Source organism: Paenibacillus sp. MDV22-iso6 (assembly GCF_058408365.1).
Map to the genome: position 1 here is coordinate 636,515 of NZ_JBZVDZ010000004.1, position 15,407 is coordinate 651,921.

General features: G+C 45.9%; 15 protein-coding genes and 4 tRNA genes. 2 read left to right on the forward strand and 17 right to left on the reverse strand.

Annotated elements, in window-relative coordinates; all coding sequences use genetic code 11:
• Window positions 1-22 precede the first annotated feature (22 nt).
• The 4 genes from AC4PM4_RS14880 to AC4PM4_RS14895 all read right to left on the reverse strand — a co-directional run bounded on the left by AC4PM4_RS14880 (window position 23) and on the right by AC4PM4_RS14895 (window position 3,541).
• Window positions 23-988, reverse strand: coding sequence for a cation diffusion facilitator family transporter (locus tag AC4PM4_RS14880; protein ID WP_063567708.1), 966 nt, complete (start codon window positions 986-988; stop codon window positions 23-25).
• A 74-nt stretch (window positions 989-1,062) separates the two neighbouring features.
• Window positions 1,063-1,971, reverse strand: coding sequence for a protein translocase subunit SecF (secF, locus tag AC4PM4_RS14885; protein ID WP_064635842.1), 909 nt, complete (start codon window positions 1,969-1,971; stop codon window positions 1,063-1,065).
• Window positions 1,961-3,211: a protein translocase subunit SecD gene (gene secD, locus AC4PM4_RS14890; RefSeq protein WP_072734771.1), complete on the reverse strand. Its 1,251-nt coding sequence runs from the start codon at window positions 3,209-3,211 to the stop codon at window positions 1,961-1,963. Before secD ends, secF begins: the two co-directional genes overlap by 11 nt.
• Before the next feature lie 90 nt (window positions 3,212-3,301).
• Complete coding sequence (locus AC4PM4_RS14895; protein WP_175383441.1) at window positions 3,302-3,541, reverse strand: post-transcriptional regulator; 240 nt, start codon at window positions 3,539-3,541, stop codon at window positions 3,302-3,304.
• Window positions 3,542-3,764: 223 nt separating this feature from the next.
• Between AC4PM4_RS14895 and spoVB the strand changes: the two genes are divergently transcribed.
• Entirely contained in the window at window positions 3,765-5,366 is a 1,602-nt protein-coding gene (spoVB, locus tag AC4PM4_RS14900) for a stage V sporulation protein B (RefSeq protein WP_063567707.1), read from the forward strand.
• 3 nt (window positions 5,367-5,369) lie between these two features.
• Here the strand turns inward: spoVB and AC4PM4_RS14905 are convergent, their stop codons facing one another.
• Entirely contained in the window at window positions 5,370-6,092 is a 723-nt protein-coding gene (locus tag AC4PM4_RS14905; protein WP_072734816.1) for a YetF domain-containing protein, read from the reverse strand.
• A 222-nt stretch (window positions 6,093-6,314) separates the two neighbouring features.
• Here AC4PM4_RS14905 and AC4PM4_RS14910 point away from each other — a divergent pair, with 222 nt between their 5' ends.
• A complete protein-coding gene (locus AC4PM4_RS14910) occupies window positions 6,315-6,707 on the forward strand; it encodes a TIGR04086 family membrane protein (RefSeq protein ID WP_053779103.1) in 393 nt (130 codons plus the stop codon).
• Between the two features lie 132 nt (window positions 6,708-6,839).
• Here AC4PM4_RS14910 and yajC read toward each other — a convergent pair whose 3' ends face one another.
• The 12 genes from yajC to AC4PM4_RS14970 form a co-directional block, all read right to left on the reverse strand.
• Window positions 6,840-7,151: a preprotein translocase subunit YajC gene (gene yajC / locus AC4PM4_RS14915; RefSeq protein ID WP_072734772.1), complete on the reverse strand. Its 312-nt coding sequence runs from the start codon at window positions 7,149-7,151 to the stop codon at window positions 6,840-6,842.
• Between the two features lie 67 nt (window positions 7,152-7,218).
• Entirely contained in the window at window positions 7,219-8,355 is a 1,137-nt protein-coding gene (tgt, locus tag AC4PM4_RS14920) for a tRNA guanosine(34) transglycosylase Tgt (protein ID WP_064635839.1), read from the reverse strand.
• A gap of 45 nt (window positions 8,356-8,400) precedes the next feature.
• Window positions 8,401-9,429 carry a tRNA preQ1(34) S-adenosylmethionine ribosyltransferase-isomerase QueA gene (queA, locus tag AC4PM4_RS14925; RefSeq protein ID WP_072734773.1) on the reverse strand — a complete coding sequence of 343 codons (1,029 nt, stop codon included), beginning with the start codon at window positions 9,427-9,429 and terminating at the stop codon, window positions 8,401-8,403.
• Between the two features lie 7 nt (window positions 9,430-9,436).
• Complete coding sequence (locus AC4PM4_RS14930; RefSeq protein WP_491613945.1) at window positions 9,437-11,539, reverse strand: SpoIID/LytB domain-containing protein; 2,103 nt, start codon at window positions 11,537-11,539, stop codon at window positions 9,437-9,439.
• Window positions 11,540-11,589: 50 nt separating this feature from the next.
• Window positions 11,590-12,600, reverse strand: a complete 1,011-nt coding sequence (gene ruvB, locus AC4PM4_RS14935; protein WP_491613946.1) for a Holliday junction branch migration DNA helicase RuvB — start codon at window positions 12,598-12,600, stop codon at window positions 11,590-11,592.
• 55 nt (window positions 12,601-12,655) lie between these two features.
• Entirely contained in the window at window positions 12,656-13,270 is a 615-nt protein-coding gene (gene ruvA / locus AC4PM4_RS14940) for a Holliday junction branch migration protein RuvA (RefSeq protein WP_076287741.1), read from the reverse strand.
• Complete coding sequence (gene ruvC, locus AC4PM4_RS14945; RefSeq protein WP_053779097.1) at window positions 13,267-13,770, reverse strand: crossover junction endodeoxyribonuclease RuvC; 504 nt, start codon at window positions 13,768-13,770, stop codon at window positions 13,267-13,269. The genes ruvA and ruvC overlap by 4 nt, the downstream gene beginning before the upstream one ends.
• A 294-nt stretch (window positions 13,771-14,064) precedes the next feature.
• Window positions 14,065-14,757 (reverse strand): BofC C-terminal domain-containing protein, encoded by a 693-nt coding sequence (locus tag AC4PM4_RS14950; protein ID WP_072734777.1) that lies wholly within the window; start codon window positions 14,755-14,757, stop codon window positions 14,065-14,067.
• A gap of 245 nt (window positions 14,758-15,002) precedes the next feature.
• A tRNA-Pro gene (locus AC4PM4_RS14955) sits at window positions 15,003-15,076 on the reverse strand.
• Between the two features lie 7 nt (window positions 15,077-15,083).
• Window positions 15,084-15,162: transfer RNA gene (locus tag AC4PM4_RS14960), tRNA-Leu, on the reverse strand.
• A gap of 14 nt (window positions 15,163-15,176) precedes the next feature.
• A tRNA-Arg gene (locus tag AC4PM4_RS14965) sits at window positions 15,177-15,253 on the reverse strand.
• A 6-nt stretch (window positions 15,254-15,259) separates the two neighbouring features.
• Window positions 15,260-15,334 (reverse strand) — tRNA-Gly (locus AC4PM4_RS14970).
• Window positions 15,335-15,407: the final 73 nt, after the last annotated feature.

The window sequence follows — 15,407 nt, forward strand, 5'->3', positions numbered from 1 at the left end:
TGATCTACTGAACCAAGCTTCATTACTGAATTAATGTCGCTTCAGGATCTGGCAGTTCATGATTGGATTTATAAGGATATCCAGGATCATAAGGTACAGCCTGGATCTGTACTTCTTTCACATGACTGAAACGAGTTAAGAGAAGTGTCTTCGCCCGGTTCGCAATCTCTTGTGCCTCGAGCACGGAAATTCTAGGGTTCACACTAATGACCAGTTCAATCGTAACATCATGTTCCTGTTCACGTGCTACCAGATGTTCAATCGTAATAATGCCATATACACGCTGCACCGTCTCTTTGAAGTCAAGTGCTTCTTCCTGTTCCAGTTCCTGAACAAGTGAACCATATACGGTATCCACAATCATTCTGTAGCCTTTGTGAAGCACAAAACAGGAAGCGATCAGTGCAGCTGCGGGATCCATATATCGAAGAATACTCCACCCCATCGTTTCTCCTGTCATGGAACCTACAATACCGACTAAGACGATAAGTGAACAGTAAAGTGCCCGACGATGTTGCTGTGCATAAGCGAGAGCCTGCGATTGATTTCGTTTACGGAAATATCGGTATTGATATTGAAAGATTGCTTCTTTCACAGCCAATGCTGCAAAAGCTACCACAAGTGCATGGGTATACTTCTCTAGCGATTCTGGTTCATCTCCAGACAGACTACTCAAAGCGGAGATGGCGATCTGCAAACCTCCCATAAGGATGAGCACAGATAATAATACCGAAATTCCAGGTCTCGCGATACGTGAATGTTCCTTTGACCGCTCCCTACGAGCCTTTCTTTTTGTTTGTACAGACTTCGAGGGAAAGAGGCCGGACAATGAAGAAGCAGCTTCTGAAGCAGAGTGAAGGCCGTCTGCAAGCAACGATTTGCTGTTTGCCATATAACCGAACCCAGCCTTGATTACTGCAAGTGTCAAATTCCCGGCGATCCCGCTCCACGTGGCAGCGTGAACAGAAGGGAAACGTTCTCTGGTCATGGCGATGCCCCCCTTAATACTCTACCTAAAGTTGCAAAACCGCGCCTAGCAGACGCGGCTTGACAATACAATGTTTAGTTGGATGCTTTGACAGCTGCTTTAGGTTTCTCTGTTTGTTTACCTTTGAGCGCCAGCCACAAAGGAGCGGCGATGTAGATCGAAGAATATGCACCGAACAACGTTCCGATGACCATAGCAAGTGAGAACATGCGAATGGATTCTCCACCAAAAATAAACAAGCAGAGCGAAGCGACAAACACGGTGAATGTTGTATTCAGGGAACGTGTCATCGTTTGCGCCAAACTGCGGTTGACTACTTCACGCAAATCGGCTTTCGAAGTCTTTTTAGCAAAACGCATATTCTCACGAATCCGGTCGAAGATAACGATTGTATCATTGATCGAGAATCCGACAATGGTCAGTACAGCCGTAATGAAGGTCAGATTCACTTCCAGTCGGAAGATCGAGAACACACTAATAACTACAAATGCATCATGGAAGAGCGCAATTACAGCAGCCAAACCAAACCGCCATTCAAATCGGATAGCTACATAGATCATAATCCCGATACTTGCGATAAGAACCGCGTATATGGCATTACGTTCAAGCTCTTTAGCCATCTCCGGGTCAACCGTGTTGACTTCATAAGAAGCGGTTGAATCCAGCTTGGTGAACTCTTGCTTAAACTTGCTTTCCTGATTTTCATCCAGTACGTTCGAGAAACGAACGTTAACCCGATCAGCACCAGGTGTAATATGAACATCTTTTGTGTCAACACCAAGATCACTAACGATGGGCTTAATTTGTTCAGTTGTGATCGCTTTAGATACCGTAATATCAACATTTGAACCTGAACGGAAATCTACCGCATAATTCAATCCCAGAGCCAAAATGCTGATGATACCTGCAATCGTCAAAATGATGGAAAAGGTATAGGCTATCTTACTGCCTTTAATATAATCAAAATTCCAATTAAAGCGCACGAATTTCACTCTCCTTCACTCCGAAGTACTTAGGCTTCTTCAACACGTTAGCCCGCACAAGCAGGGTCAACAGGAAGCGGGAGAAGAAAATATTCGTGATAATGCTGGTCACGATGTCAAAAATCAATACCAGTGCGAAACCTTTAACCGCACCTGTACCCATGAAGAACATAACTGCTGCAGCAATGATGGTTGTAATGTTAGAGTCAATAATCGTACGGAAGGAATGTTTACCTCCTGCTTTAACCGAAGACAATATCGACTTACCACTGCGCATTTCTTCCTTAATCCGCTCGTACGTAATGATGTTGGCATCCACGGCCATCCCTATACCCAGGATAAATGCCGCGATCCCCGGAAGGGTAAGCACGAATTCTCCCATATAGAAGATTGCAAGTACCAACCACGTATGTGTAATTAGGGCAAAACTCGCAATAATCCCCGGAATACGGTACAGACCAATCATGAACACCAGGATAATTACGGAACCAATTAATCCCGCTTTAATCGTCTGGTCCAGAGATAGTTTACCAAGCGTTGCACCAACGCTTTGAGAGTACTTCTCTGTCAGTTTCAACGGCAAAGCGCCCAAATTAATGGTATCGCGAAGCTGATTGGCTTCCTCACGTGAGTAGTTACCCGTGATTTGTGCAGAGCCATCACTCAGCTGCTGCTGCACGGTTGGAGCGGATAGCAGTTGATCATCCAGATAGATAGCCAAAGGTTGTCCAATCAAACGTTTGGTGATTTCAGCAAACTTGGCTTTGTCTTTAACCTGGATATCGATCATCGGTGCGTTCAACTGGCTGAATACCACTTTGGCACCATTCTCCACGAACTCATTTCCCCGAAGCTCGATTTTAGTGTATTCGCCTTCTTTGTCATTCTCAGCTTTACTGCGGAAGGTCATGACAGCCGGCTCTTTCATTTTCGCTCTGACTTCAGCCTCGTCGGTAACCCCGGCCAGCTTCAAGCGGATCCGATTCGTTCCTTCAGTTGTTACTTCCGGCTCGCTTGTTCCGAGCGCATTGGCACGGCTCTCCAGACTTTTTGCTGTTTGCACCAAAGATGCTTTGGTGACTTGTTGTCCTTGTTCCAGCGGCTCTGCTTCATATAAGATCTCGTAGCCTCCTTTTAAATCAAGGCCCAAGCGTATATTTTTGAGCAGCCCTGGACTTGTGCCCAACATTACTCCTGCGGTCACAAGCACGACCAAAATGAAACTGACGATTCTTTTCATGCCGTTCCTAGATCCCCTTTCGTTCTCAATATTCCTATTATAGCGATGCCGTAAAAAGCAGTCAATTTCCAACAAAAAAGATCCCTTTCGTTAGAAAGAGGACCCCCGGTATGCAGACACGGTCATAAAGTTCATAAAGCTTGTTGCTTTCAGTGACAATATGTCGTTCACCAGTTGGTGAAGCGGTGGAATGCCCTGCTTTTCATATTTATGACTGATGCAATTCCAGACATCTTTGCTGGTGACATATTCGTAACCGACAAGCCTTAATTCCTCTGCCTTGCTGCGGCAGAGCATCTCTATAGACTGTTCCAACTCCACATCATTCATTTCTTCCAACGGGGAGCCTCCCTTCATACATCCAAGCCTTTATGCGGCATCAATATTACATCATTCGACTTTACCCGATCATATTCCTTCTTGCTGGTGATGGATCTTTTTGTTAATCGTGTCCAAGTTGTCATGAGAAGATATTGGACTGGCATAGGATGAAGAACGACGGCTTTGTCCCGTTTATGAATACCTGTACTCCAACCGGGAAAGAGGGGTAGTCTTGAAGAAACAAACTTTTATCCAGGGAGCCATGATCCTGCTCGCCGCAGGCATTATTAATCGGATTCTCGGGTTCATCCCGCGCATTGTGCTGCCACGAGTTATCGGTGCAGAAGGTGTTGGCATCTACCAACTGAGCTATCCCTTTTTCATCGTACTCGTCACATTGATCACTGGCGGTATTCCATTGGCCGTAGCCAAACTCGTAGCCGAAGCGGATACAGGTGCCAACCGTTATTCACCCCAACGGATTCTGCAAATTAGCCTGAGCTTCACACTGACCCTTGGCGTTGTGTTTATGTTTTTGTGCATCATATTCGCTCCATGGGTTACCCGTTATGTTCTAACCGATGAGAGAGTCTATCACACGTTTGTCAGCATGAGCCCTATGATTGCCATCATCGCCGTATCTGCAGTCTACAGAGGGTATTTCCAGGGAAAGCAAAACATGATGCCTACGGCTGTTTCATCAATCGTAGAAACGGTCATTCGTATTATCTGTGTGATCTGGTTTTCCTGGCTCCTCTTGCCCCGAGGAATTGCCCAAGCTGCAGCAGGAGCCATGCTGGGAGCACTTGTTGGTGAATTCATCGGTATGCTCGTATTATTGTGGAACTATGCCAGACAGAAGAAATATATGGATCAACATCTGCCCGTACTCGAATCTCCAATCGAACCCAAACCTGCTATTTCAAAAAACTCAACCGGCTCAGAACCTGGACTTCTTCGTCGTTTACTCGCGATTTCCGTACCTGTAACTGCCGGGCGGTTAGTTGGTTCCCTCTCCTATCTCGCTGAGACGATTGTAACCGCACAGAGTCTAGCTATTGCAGGTATCTCCAAAGGGCTCGCCACGGCCCAGTATGGTGCATTACAAGGTATGATTATACCGCTACTTCTACTGCCGGGAGCCTTAACTTCCTCGTTAGCCACGTCACTTGTCCCCTCATTGTCTGAGGCCTCGGCGCAAGGTGACCGTGCTCTCATACATAAACGGATGCATCAGGCTCTGCGTCTAGCACTCGTAACAGGTGCTCCATTTTCTGTTTTTATGTATGTGCTTGCCGAACCGATGTGTCTTGTTCTGTATAATGATGCATCGATTGGAAGCATGCTTAAGCTCATGGCTCCTTTTGCTTTGTTTATCTACATTCAAGCTCCTCTTCAAGCTGCTCTTCAGGCACTTGATCGTCCAGGAAAGGCACTACTCAATACATTTATTGGTGCTGTCATCAAAATTACGTTGATTTTGGTACTCGCCTCCCGGCCGGAATACGGTATTTTTGGAGCGGTAATTGCCATTTGTGTGAATTCAACGATCGTTACTCTTTTACATGCAAGAAGTGTGCGCAGCCTGTTACAGTTCCGTTTCAAGATGATGGATTGGGTCAAAACAGGCACTGGTATGGTCATCATGGGCGCCGCTACTCTGGTCATTTATGAACAGACTGCATCCTTGCTTCCATTTTGGCTCAGAATGCTTCTCGCGCCCCTTGTTGGTCTGATCGTATATTTCATTGTTATGGGCTGGACCAAAATGATTGATTTTCATGATCTTTCCCGTGCGCCCTTTATTGGTTCCTGGTTTAAACGCCGTTCTTAAACGTCAGTTATCTTTATCATCTTTGGAACTTACATAAATTTTTCCGTTATGATCGATGGAACAGATAAACACGTCTTTAAAGTCCATAATACCTTTGTGCTGAATCTGATTTTTAAGCCAAAATCTGGTTTTTTGGATCAGCTCAAGGTTTTGATCCTGAACTTTGCCATCCATGATCAATGGCAATGGCAGCCCTTCATATTTGATATTTTCAAACCCTTCTATTTTGTTTTTTCCCGCTTTTTGTTTGGAATTAGATCCTGTCGAACCAGATCCTGATGAGCCGCTGTTGCCGCTCGAAGAACTCTGACCTTTCGGAAAAACAGTTAGCTTGCCTGTGGTCTCCAATATAGCAAATTCCACATCTCCAATGCTGTCTACATTTTGTTCGCGAAGCTGTAGAAGCAGATCATCCAGATTGTAACGTTGCTTTCGCATTTCATCTCGATGTAATTTCCCTTTGGAGATTAACACGGTCGGCTTGCCATCAATCATTAACCGAAGCTTGCGGCTTTTGAGACTGAGAAATGCCATAGCAATCTGCACTACTAGTACCGTCAGCATCGGTACAATACCATGGAATAACGGTTTATTGATATCTTCAATGACAAATGCCGCAATTTCTGCAAGCATGATGGATACGACAAGATCAAACATGGACAGCTTCCCGATCTCACGTTTACCCATTATCCGAATTGAGCCATAGACAATAAAGTACATGAGCATGGTTCGAAAGATATGTGCTCCGACATCTGAGAAATTCACAACAGGGTTCCTCCTTCGGATCTGAATTTTATACAGGTACCTGAAGCGTAATCCCTATTTTGGCCTGAAGCTCACATGCTCATGCAAATATAATCCGTTCATTTAATGGAAAATTCAGTTCATAAGTCAGAGGGCTTGACCATACACTGTATTAATTTCAAACTTGTACAAGGGGGTCGCTTCATGCAGTTGATTCGCCGAATGGTTTCATTTCGAATGTCTAACCCGATTCTTTCGGGCCTCTGTCATGCTTTTGTGTGGATGATGTTAGGCGCACTGATTCTATCCTTCTTTCTCTGGATGACCGGAATGCGGGAACAGGATCTTTCCCTGTATACGTACGTTGTTCATGGCTTGTCCTTGCTGGTTGGTGGCTTTGTATCTGGCAAGAGGTCAGGTGAGCGAGGATGGTACCACGGAGGTATTACCGGAATCGTCTACGGACTGATTGTATTGCTGATTGGGTTTCTGGCACTCGACGCCTCGTTCAATTGGAAAGACAGTCTGCAGCTTGCAAGTGCATTTCTGATTTCTGCACTAGGCGGTATATTTGGAGTCAACACACGAAGATCATAGAAGACGGGGTGTAACGGTTATTTGAGAAAAAGAAAAAGAGAACCGGGTCTCCATGGAGATCCAGTTCTCTGATAGTGAAAAATACGCTGCAAACGTACTCATAGCCTTACAGGCTTTTTGAACATCTATGATTTATTCAGCCGTTTCACGTGCAACTGCACTGCTAATTGCATTACGATCGAATGTCAGTTTAGTAACATCGTTTACACGCAATACAACTACATCATCCGTGATTTCAGCAATCGTTCCGTGAAGACCGCCGATTGTAACAATTTTATCGCCTTTTTTCAATTGTCCTAACATGGAATTACGTTGCTTCTGTTTTTTGTTCTGTGGACGAATCATCAAGAAGTAAAAAATTGCAACCATGAGTACCAAAGGTACAATCAAAGATACAATTCCACCGCCAGCTGGAGTTGCTGATGCAGTCATTGCCTGAAACATGTAAAATTCCCCCTTATCGACTATACGTACAGATAATGCTTGTTACTTCGGTTCCGCAAAAACCTGGTCAGAAACCTTTGTCATTGTCATGAAGACCATATTGATCGAAAAATTCATCCCGGAAATCAAGCAAACGATCTTCCATTATGGCTTTACGCACATTGCGCATCAAATTCTGCAAGAAATGAAGATTGTGGATGGTCGTCAAACGTAAGCCAAACGTTTCATCCGCTTTGATTAAATGGCGCAAATAGGCTCTTGAATAGTTACGACAAGTATAGCAATCACATTCAGGGTCTAGTGGCCCAAAATCAGTTGCAAACTTGGCATTACGAACTACCAGACGTCCTTGGCTGGTCATCGTTGTTCCGTTACGGGCAATTCGGGTAGGCAGAACACAATCGAACATGTCCACTCCGCGAATCGATCCCTCAATCAATGCATCGGGTGAACCAACACCCATTAGATAGCGTGGTTTATTGGACGGCAACAAAGGAATTGTGTAATCCAATACACCATACATCAAATGTTTCGGTTCTCCAACACTCAGTCCACCAATAGCATAACCCGGGAAATCCATGGAAGTCAAATCTGCCGCGCTCTGGCGACGAAGATCTTCATGCATGCCCCCCTGTACGATAGCAAACAGCCCTTGATCATTGGGACGAGCATGACTTTCCAGACAACGTTCTGCCCAGCGGCTCGTTCTTTCAAGTGATTTTTTCACATATTCATACTCAGCCGGATAAGGCGGGCACTCATCAAATGCCATCATAATATCGGAGCCCAGTGCATTCTGGATTTCCATTGCCACTTCAGGCGAGAGGAATTTTTTATCTCCGTTTAGATGGGAGCGGAAGTTAACGCCTTCCTCCGTAATTTTGCGCATCTCACTCAGAGAAAACACTTGGAATCCGCCACTGTCAGTCAAAATCGGGCGATCCCAGTTCATAAATTTGTGCAATCCGCCTGCCTGACGAATAATTTCATGGCCAGGTCTCAGGAACAGATGGTAAGTATTGCTCAGAATAATCTGTGCATCCATCTCTTTCAGTTCTTCGGGACTCATCGTCTTCACCGTGGCCTGTGTTCCTACAGGCATGAAGGTTGGTGTCTCAATAATACCGTGAGGTGTATGTACACGTCCCAAACGAGCTCCGGATTGTTTACAGGTTTTGATATGTTCGTACGTAATTGCTGCCATTGGTTTTAATCATCCTCTAAAAATTAATCGTAATACCTTCATATCTTAATAAATCAACATGGCATCGCCAAAGCTGAAAAAACGATATTGTTCTTTAATTGCTTCCTCATATGCATGCATGATTTGTTCTCTACCCGCAAGCGCACTGACCAACATGACCAATGTGGATTTGGGGAGATGAAAATTCGTAAGCATCCCGTCGATTACTTTGAAAGTATATCCCGGATAGATAAAGATTTTGGTCCAGCCGCTGCTCTCTTGCAACTGCCCGTCTTCAAACTTGCTTCCTACCGTTTCAAGTGTACGACAACTTGTCGTTCCTACAGCAAATATACGGTTGCCACGTTTTTTCGTTTCATTAATTAGATCCGCTGTCTCTTGAGACAAAGAGTAGTATTCCTCATGCATGACATGCTCTTCAACTTTGTCAACTGACATAGGCCGAAATGTTCCGAGTCCAACGTGAAGCGTGATGAAAGCTACATTAACGCCTTTATCCCGAATCCGGTTTAGCAATTCATCTGTAAAATGTAATCCTGCTGTCGGGGCAGCGGCCGATCCTTCATGTTTCGCATATACCGTTTGATACCTTTCGCGGTCGTCCAGCGTCTCTCTGATATAAGGAGGCAGCGGCATTTCACCCAAACGATCCAGTATCTCTTGAAAAATCCCATCATAGGAGAACGTAAGCAAACGCGCACCCATTTCGCCTTCCTCATCAATGACTGCCCTGAGCTCGTCACTAAAAACGATAACCGAACCGGCTTTCAGCTTCTTGCCTGGTTTAACCAAAGCTTCCCAACGATCGCCCTCCACGTTTTTGAGCAGAAGTACTTCAGCCTTTGCCCCCGTGTCCTCTTTGGTTCCGAACAAACGCGCTGGAAGAACACGTGTATCATTCAACACCAGTGTATCTCCAGGCTGAAGGAAGTCGATAATATCAGGAAACGTGTGATGGTTAACCTCACCGCTTTCCTTATTTAAGGTAAGCAACCGGGACGCCGTGCGGTCAAGCAGTGGCGTCTGTGCAATTAATTGCTCCGGCAATTCAAAATCATATAAGTTCACATTCATATTAGATTCATTCCTTAACAATAGTCGCATTTTGATAATAGTGTTTCAATATTGCCTGGTAATCATACCCTTCATCAGCCATGCCTTTGGCACCCCATTGGGACAAACCTAATCCGTGCCCATTACCCTGACCGATGATCATGAAGCTTTGGCCCTGAGTTACAGCTCGAGCTTGACCATCACCACTCATAACCACAAGAGCATTACCGGATGAAGTTCCTGTGCCCGAGGCAGATAGTACAGCAGCACCCTGTGAGCCGGTTTTGCTTGCTGTTTTGCCGTCAGCGCCTAATACAGTATAACTTCCGGTCCCTGCAATATCAAATAAAGTACTCGGTAATCCACCTAAAGCAGAGCGGTATGTATCTGCATATTTTACCGTCATGGGCTGGCCGTTGGCTGTAACTTCAAGTGCCCTTCCTGATGGCCCACGCTTGGTCACTTCGAGCGTTGAGATCGAAGATGGAACAGTAGAAGTCGTTTTACCCTGCAGGGTTTTAACCAACTGGGCTGACGTGAATGGCCCTCTTACCCAAGCATAATCGTTGGACTGCGGCACTTTGGCCAGAACAACAGCCTCGTTGCCTGGATTCATTTTCGCTACCGGATCAACATTGGATTGAATTAACGGAACGGGACGCACATTGGTATTTTGGGCAGTAACCGTCACTTTGGCTAAACCCGCATCCGTTTTGGTCGTTAAATCTTTTACATTATCCTCGCGGATATATCCGCTGACTCCTGTACTTAACAGCACATGATACCATGTCTGTAATCCAGCTTGAGCCGATGTATCTCCAGGACTATCTACATTAATGAACACATCCGCGCCCCCATTCCATACCTCGGATGGGTGAGCAGTCTGTCCCCCTGCATTGGAAGAGAACACAGCTTCTACGATTTTACCACCGCTCTTGATGACTTCTCCAGAAGTAGCATCAACCGCGCTGGAGACTTTATCATTCTCTGAACCCATTCCGTTGTACGCCTGACTGAGCGTGGTATCCACAACGTTGGCAATTTTAAAACGATCTCCCTGTTGAAGCGCATAAGAGCGTGCAGCGACAGCCTGTACTTTCAGCGCTTCTGCTGGCCAGGATGAATACACTTCTGCACCAACAACAGAGTATAAATATTGCTCCAGTGGAACTACATTAACCAAAGCCAAATCGCCGCTTACAATGCTAATTTCCATGTCACCGCGATATGTCCGTCCGGAACGTTCCACCACTTTGATTCCACTACCGTCTCCTTGCACAAACGCCTTGGCCTCACTGCCGGCAATAGTGTAATGCGGAGCTGTTTTAAGTGTATCCGTGCTTAACCCGGCATCCTGGCGGATGATAAGCGCAGCACTATTACTGTTTACCGGAGACAGGTTTACTCCTGGAACACTGGCTTCCACACTTTTTTTGAATGCAGACAGATCAGTATCTGATGAGGCTTCTCCCACCCATACAGCATACCCTTGACTCCCTCCATCCAGTTGAAGCGCCGTATAAGAACTAACTCCTGCCGATGAAAGGGATGCTTGTGCCGCTTCTGCCTCTGGAAGTGAGCTGTAGACTCCTGCAGACAGACGCTTGCTGCCCGTCACCGCTGGTTTTTGTCCACCTAGTTGGGCTGCAGCCACTTTTTGTACACGTGCTACCGCTTGTCCAGCCAACGCCTCTGTTGCATAGTTTCCGGTGTAGAGTTGATAGGTCGCTTTACCATTCAGAGACGTTGTAAACAACAAGGGTTTATCACTAGTGGCCTGCAACAATTTTGCGGCTGCTGCTGCCGTTTTGAAATCCCCTGTTTCCAACACTTTGACGCGGAATCCATCCGCACTGAAACGGATTTGTCCTGCTGGAAGAGTTATACTTGCTCCGCTTTCCGAACCAATATTCCATTTTCCACTCGACTCAAGCGTAATCAGTGGTGTAGTCGATTTATACGTACTTCCCAGGTTCGCAAACATGGCTACCCGAATCATCTGCCCATCACCTTCAGCGGCATAAACCGGCACTTGCAGGCATCCTACCGTCAACAGAGCTGCGGCCAACACCTTCAAACGCCGACTCCACTTCCTTGTTTGTATTGCTTTCACGATCAGTCTCCTCTCCATGTTTGTCCCAAGTTGTATATTAAGATAATCTCATTGATATATAGTCACAATTATTTGGCGTCTCTCGGTGGAACTGGCAAACCCAGATGATGATAGGCCAGGTCCGTTACAATTCTGCCCCTCGGTGTGCGTTGAAGCATGCCAACCTGCAATAGATAAGGCTCGTAGACATCCTCAATGGTCTGACTCTCCTCACCAATCGTAGCGGCAATCGTATCCAGACCCACAGGGCCTCCCCGGAAACTGTTAATCATTGATTTGAGCATTTTATGATCGATCTCGTCCAGACCACGCGGATCAATCTGAAGACGTTGCAGCGCTTCTTCCGCCAGAGCCTGTGTGATGATACCATCACCCCGTACCTGGGCAAAGTCACGCACTCTTTTTAGCAGTCGATTGGCAATCCTCGGTGTCCCACGGGAGCGCAATGCGATCTCTTCGGCGGCATTACCAACAATCTCCACCCCTAGAATCTCTGAGGCCCGTGAGACGATGTAGGCCAGCTCATCCACCGTGTAGAACTCCAGTCGACTGATAACACCAAACCGGTCTCTGAGAGGCGCAGAAAGCAAGCCTGCACGGGTTGTAGCACCAATCAGCGTAAAGGATGGCAGATCAAGACGTACGGAGCGGGCACTTGGCCCTTTTCCGATCATGATATCCAACGCGAAGTCTTCCATGGCGGGATACATCACTTCTTCTACCGTCCGATGAAGGCGATGAATCTCATCAATAAACAGGACATCCCCTTCTTGCAGGTTTGTAAGCAATGCAGCCAGATCACCTGGGCGTTCAATCGCCGGTCCCGATGTTGTACGTAAGTTAACACCCAATTCATTGGCAATGATATTGGCAAGTGTTGTTTTACCCAGTCCAGGCGGGCCATATAACAACACATGATCGAGCGCCTCATTGCGCATCTTGGCGGCTTCAATGTATATTTTCAAATTCTCCTTGACCTGGTTCTGCCCGATATATTCATTCAAATACCGGGGACGAAGGCTAAGCTCCACAGCTTGATCCTCCATCATCAGGTTCGCGGAAATAATCCGGTCATCCATGTTCATCCCTACCTTTTTTATGCGGCTTACTGCTCTATTATAGAGGCAAAATTAATTATCCCGTAAACAGCATTTGCAGTGCCCGTTTCATCAACACATCAACAGAATCGGCCGAAGTAACATCTTTCTTCAGTTTGAGCCATACTTTATCCAGTTCACTGTCGGTATAACCCAGCGCCTTAAGACCTTCACGTGCCTCATCCCAGGCAGAGCCGCTTCCTGCTTCTTCCGAAGGAGGAGCAAACAAACCTGTTGCATACGTGGCAGCACCGAAACCATCCAATTTGTCCTTAAGGTCCAGTATCATACGCTGCGCTGTTTTCTTACCAATCCCCGGCAGTTTGGTCAGGAACGTCAGATTCTCTTGATAAATTGCAGTCACGACATGGTCCGGCGTACCGCCAGCGAGTATACCCAGAGCAACTTTGGGTCCAATACCTGATACCTCGATCAGCTTGCGAAATAACTTCTGTTCCTCACGAGTCGCAAAACCAAACAGCAACATCGCATCTTCACGTACATGGTGATGGGTATACACCATAATTTCGCCTTCTTGCTTCGCAAATGCAAAAGGATTCGGACAGAATACACGATAACCAACGCCATGTACATCAAGCACAATATATTCATTTTCCAGATGTACGAACTGTCCTCTTAGGAAATCAATCATTTTCGCAATACCTCATTCAACTTGGAATTTAATGTATATGAGTGTGCATGACACACTGCTACAGCCAAAGCATCTGCTACGTCATCCGGCTTCGGAATCACCTGTAAACGCAAAAACATTTTGACCATCTCCTGCACTTGCCGCTTCTCTGCTTTTCCGTATCCAACAATCGCCTGCTTAATCTGCATCGGCGTATATTCGGCAATAGGCAGTCCCTTCTGGGCAGCAGCCAGTACCATGACACCTCTAGCTTGACTGACAGACATCGCTGTTGTGACGTTACGATTGAAAAAAAGTTTCTCCAGCGCTACCGCGTCTGGTTTATATTTATCAATCAGCTGTACCATGCCCTCATATACATGAAGCAGCCGTTCCTCTTCAGGGGTATGAGCTTCTGTCTGAATACAGCCATATTGTACAGGTGTTACCTTACTGCCGATTTTATCCACAAAACCAAAACCGACAATCGCAATCCCCGGGTCAATTCCCAAAAAACGCAAATCCATCTCTCCCTTACAAAAGCGAACATATGTATCGTTCATTTCATTATAACAAAAGATAGGCCCTACGGCAGGAAAAACTTTGTCCTTCCATATACTCGCCTCAATTCGTGAATAACCTACAATCTTTATCTCCTATATTCAGGTGTATCGGTCATGGAACGACAAAAAGGACATCTTTCGATGTCCTTCGTTTCCCCTCGTATGTTGTATGACCTACGAATATCCTTCCACCAGAAACTTCTCCTCTACTGGATGTAAACAGATCCACTCAATGCAGATCAGCCTGTTCTTTTATCCGCCATTACGGATTTCTTTATTGGCCTCATCCACCGCATAATCGCTGAACGTAGAGATTACACTGTCGTACTCATCCTTGTCCTGAATACGAATACCCTGCTGCAATTGCTCCAACACACCTTCAGGCAATGATGTCTCTAACGTGCCTACGTCCATTTGAAAAAAAGTACGGATGACTTTCTCTTCTGTGGGCCGTCCTTCATAAAGATTGAGATTACCCACAGCATCTATGCTAATATACGCCTGCTCTTTACATAATGGAGAAAGATCATCCACATGTTGCTTAATGCGTAACACTTCTGCCGATTCAACCTGAGCACCCCAATCCGGATGTTGAACGAGCAGCATCTTCAATTGAGGAATCGCCATCTTACCTAATTGTTCCGTTTCTACCCCACAGATATATTGCGTCTCCAATACAACACTCGTTAAACGGTCCGGATCAGACCCGAGTTGTTCCATCAAAGTCTGAATTTCTTGCTCTGACCTTTGTTCACTCGCAGCAGGTCCCATTACAGATACAGCCTCACTGAAATTGGTCGTTAATAAACGCTCAATCGCAGAAGAAATCGGCAAACCACTGTAAGCCAGTATAGCTACGGCAACCAAAGCTGCAGTCATCCACACTGTTCTTTTCCATCGACGCCAGCGTCTCTTAAATTGTTTTTTGAAGTTAAACGTGTTCACATGAACCCCTTCTATCACTTTTTAAACCTATTGTGACCGAAAGAACTGGGGTTTATGCAAAATTAACCTAAGGCACCAGCAATGTGATGCACCTGAGCACTAAAAGGATGAAAAATATAATTATTCCTTTCCTTATTAAAGGTTGTCATAAATTAAGAGGTTATGATTGCTTTGAACACAACCACCTTTTAAACATAAATAAAAAGACGGACTATCTATAAATAGATAGTCCGTCTTTTTTGAGATCGGGATGACACGATTTGAACATGCGACCCCCTGGTCCCAAACCAGGTGCTCTACCAAGCTGAGCTACATCCCGTTATCTATACCGGCGAGAGGACTCGAACCTCCACGGTTTCCCACTCGATTTTGAGTCGAGCGCGTCTGCCATTCCGCCACGCCGGCGTATAAAATTATAATGGCGCGCCCTGAGAGATTCGAACTCCCGGCCTTTTGATTCGTAGTCAAACGCTCTATCCAGCTGAGCTAAGGGCGCAAATATTGGAGCGGAAGACGGGAATCGAACCCGCGACCCTCGCCTTGGCAAGGCGATGCTCTACCGCTGAGCCACTTCCGCATACGGTATTAATAAATATAAAAATGGCGGAACCGACGGGATTCGAACCCGCGATCTCCTGCGTGACAGGCAG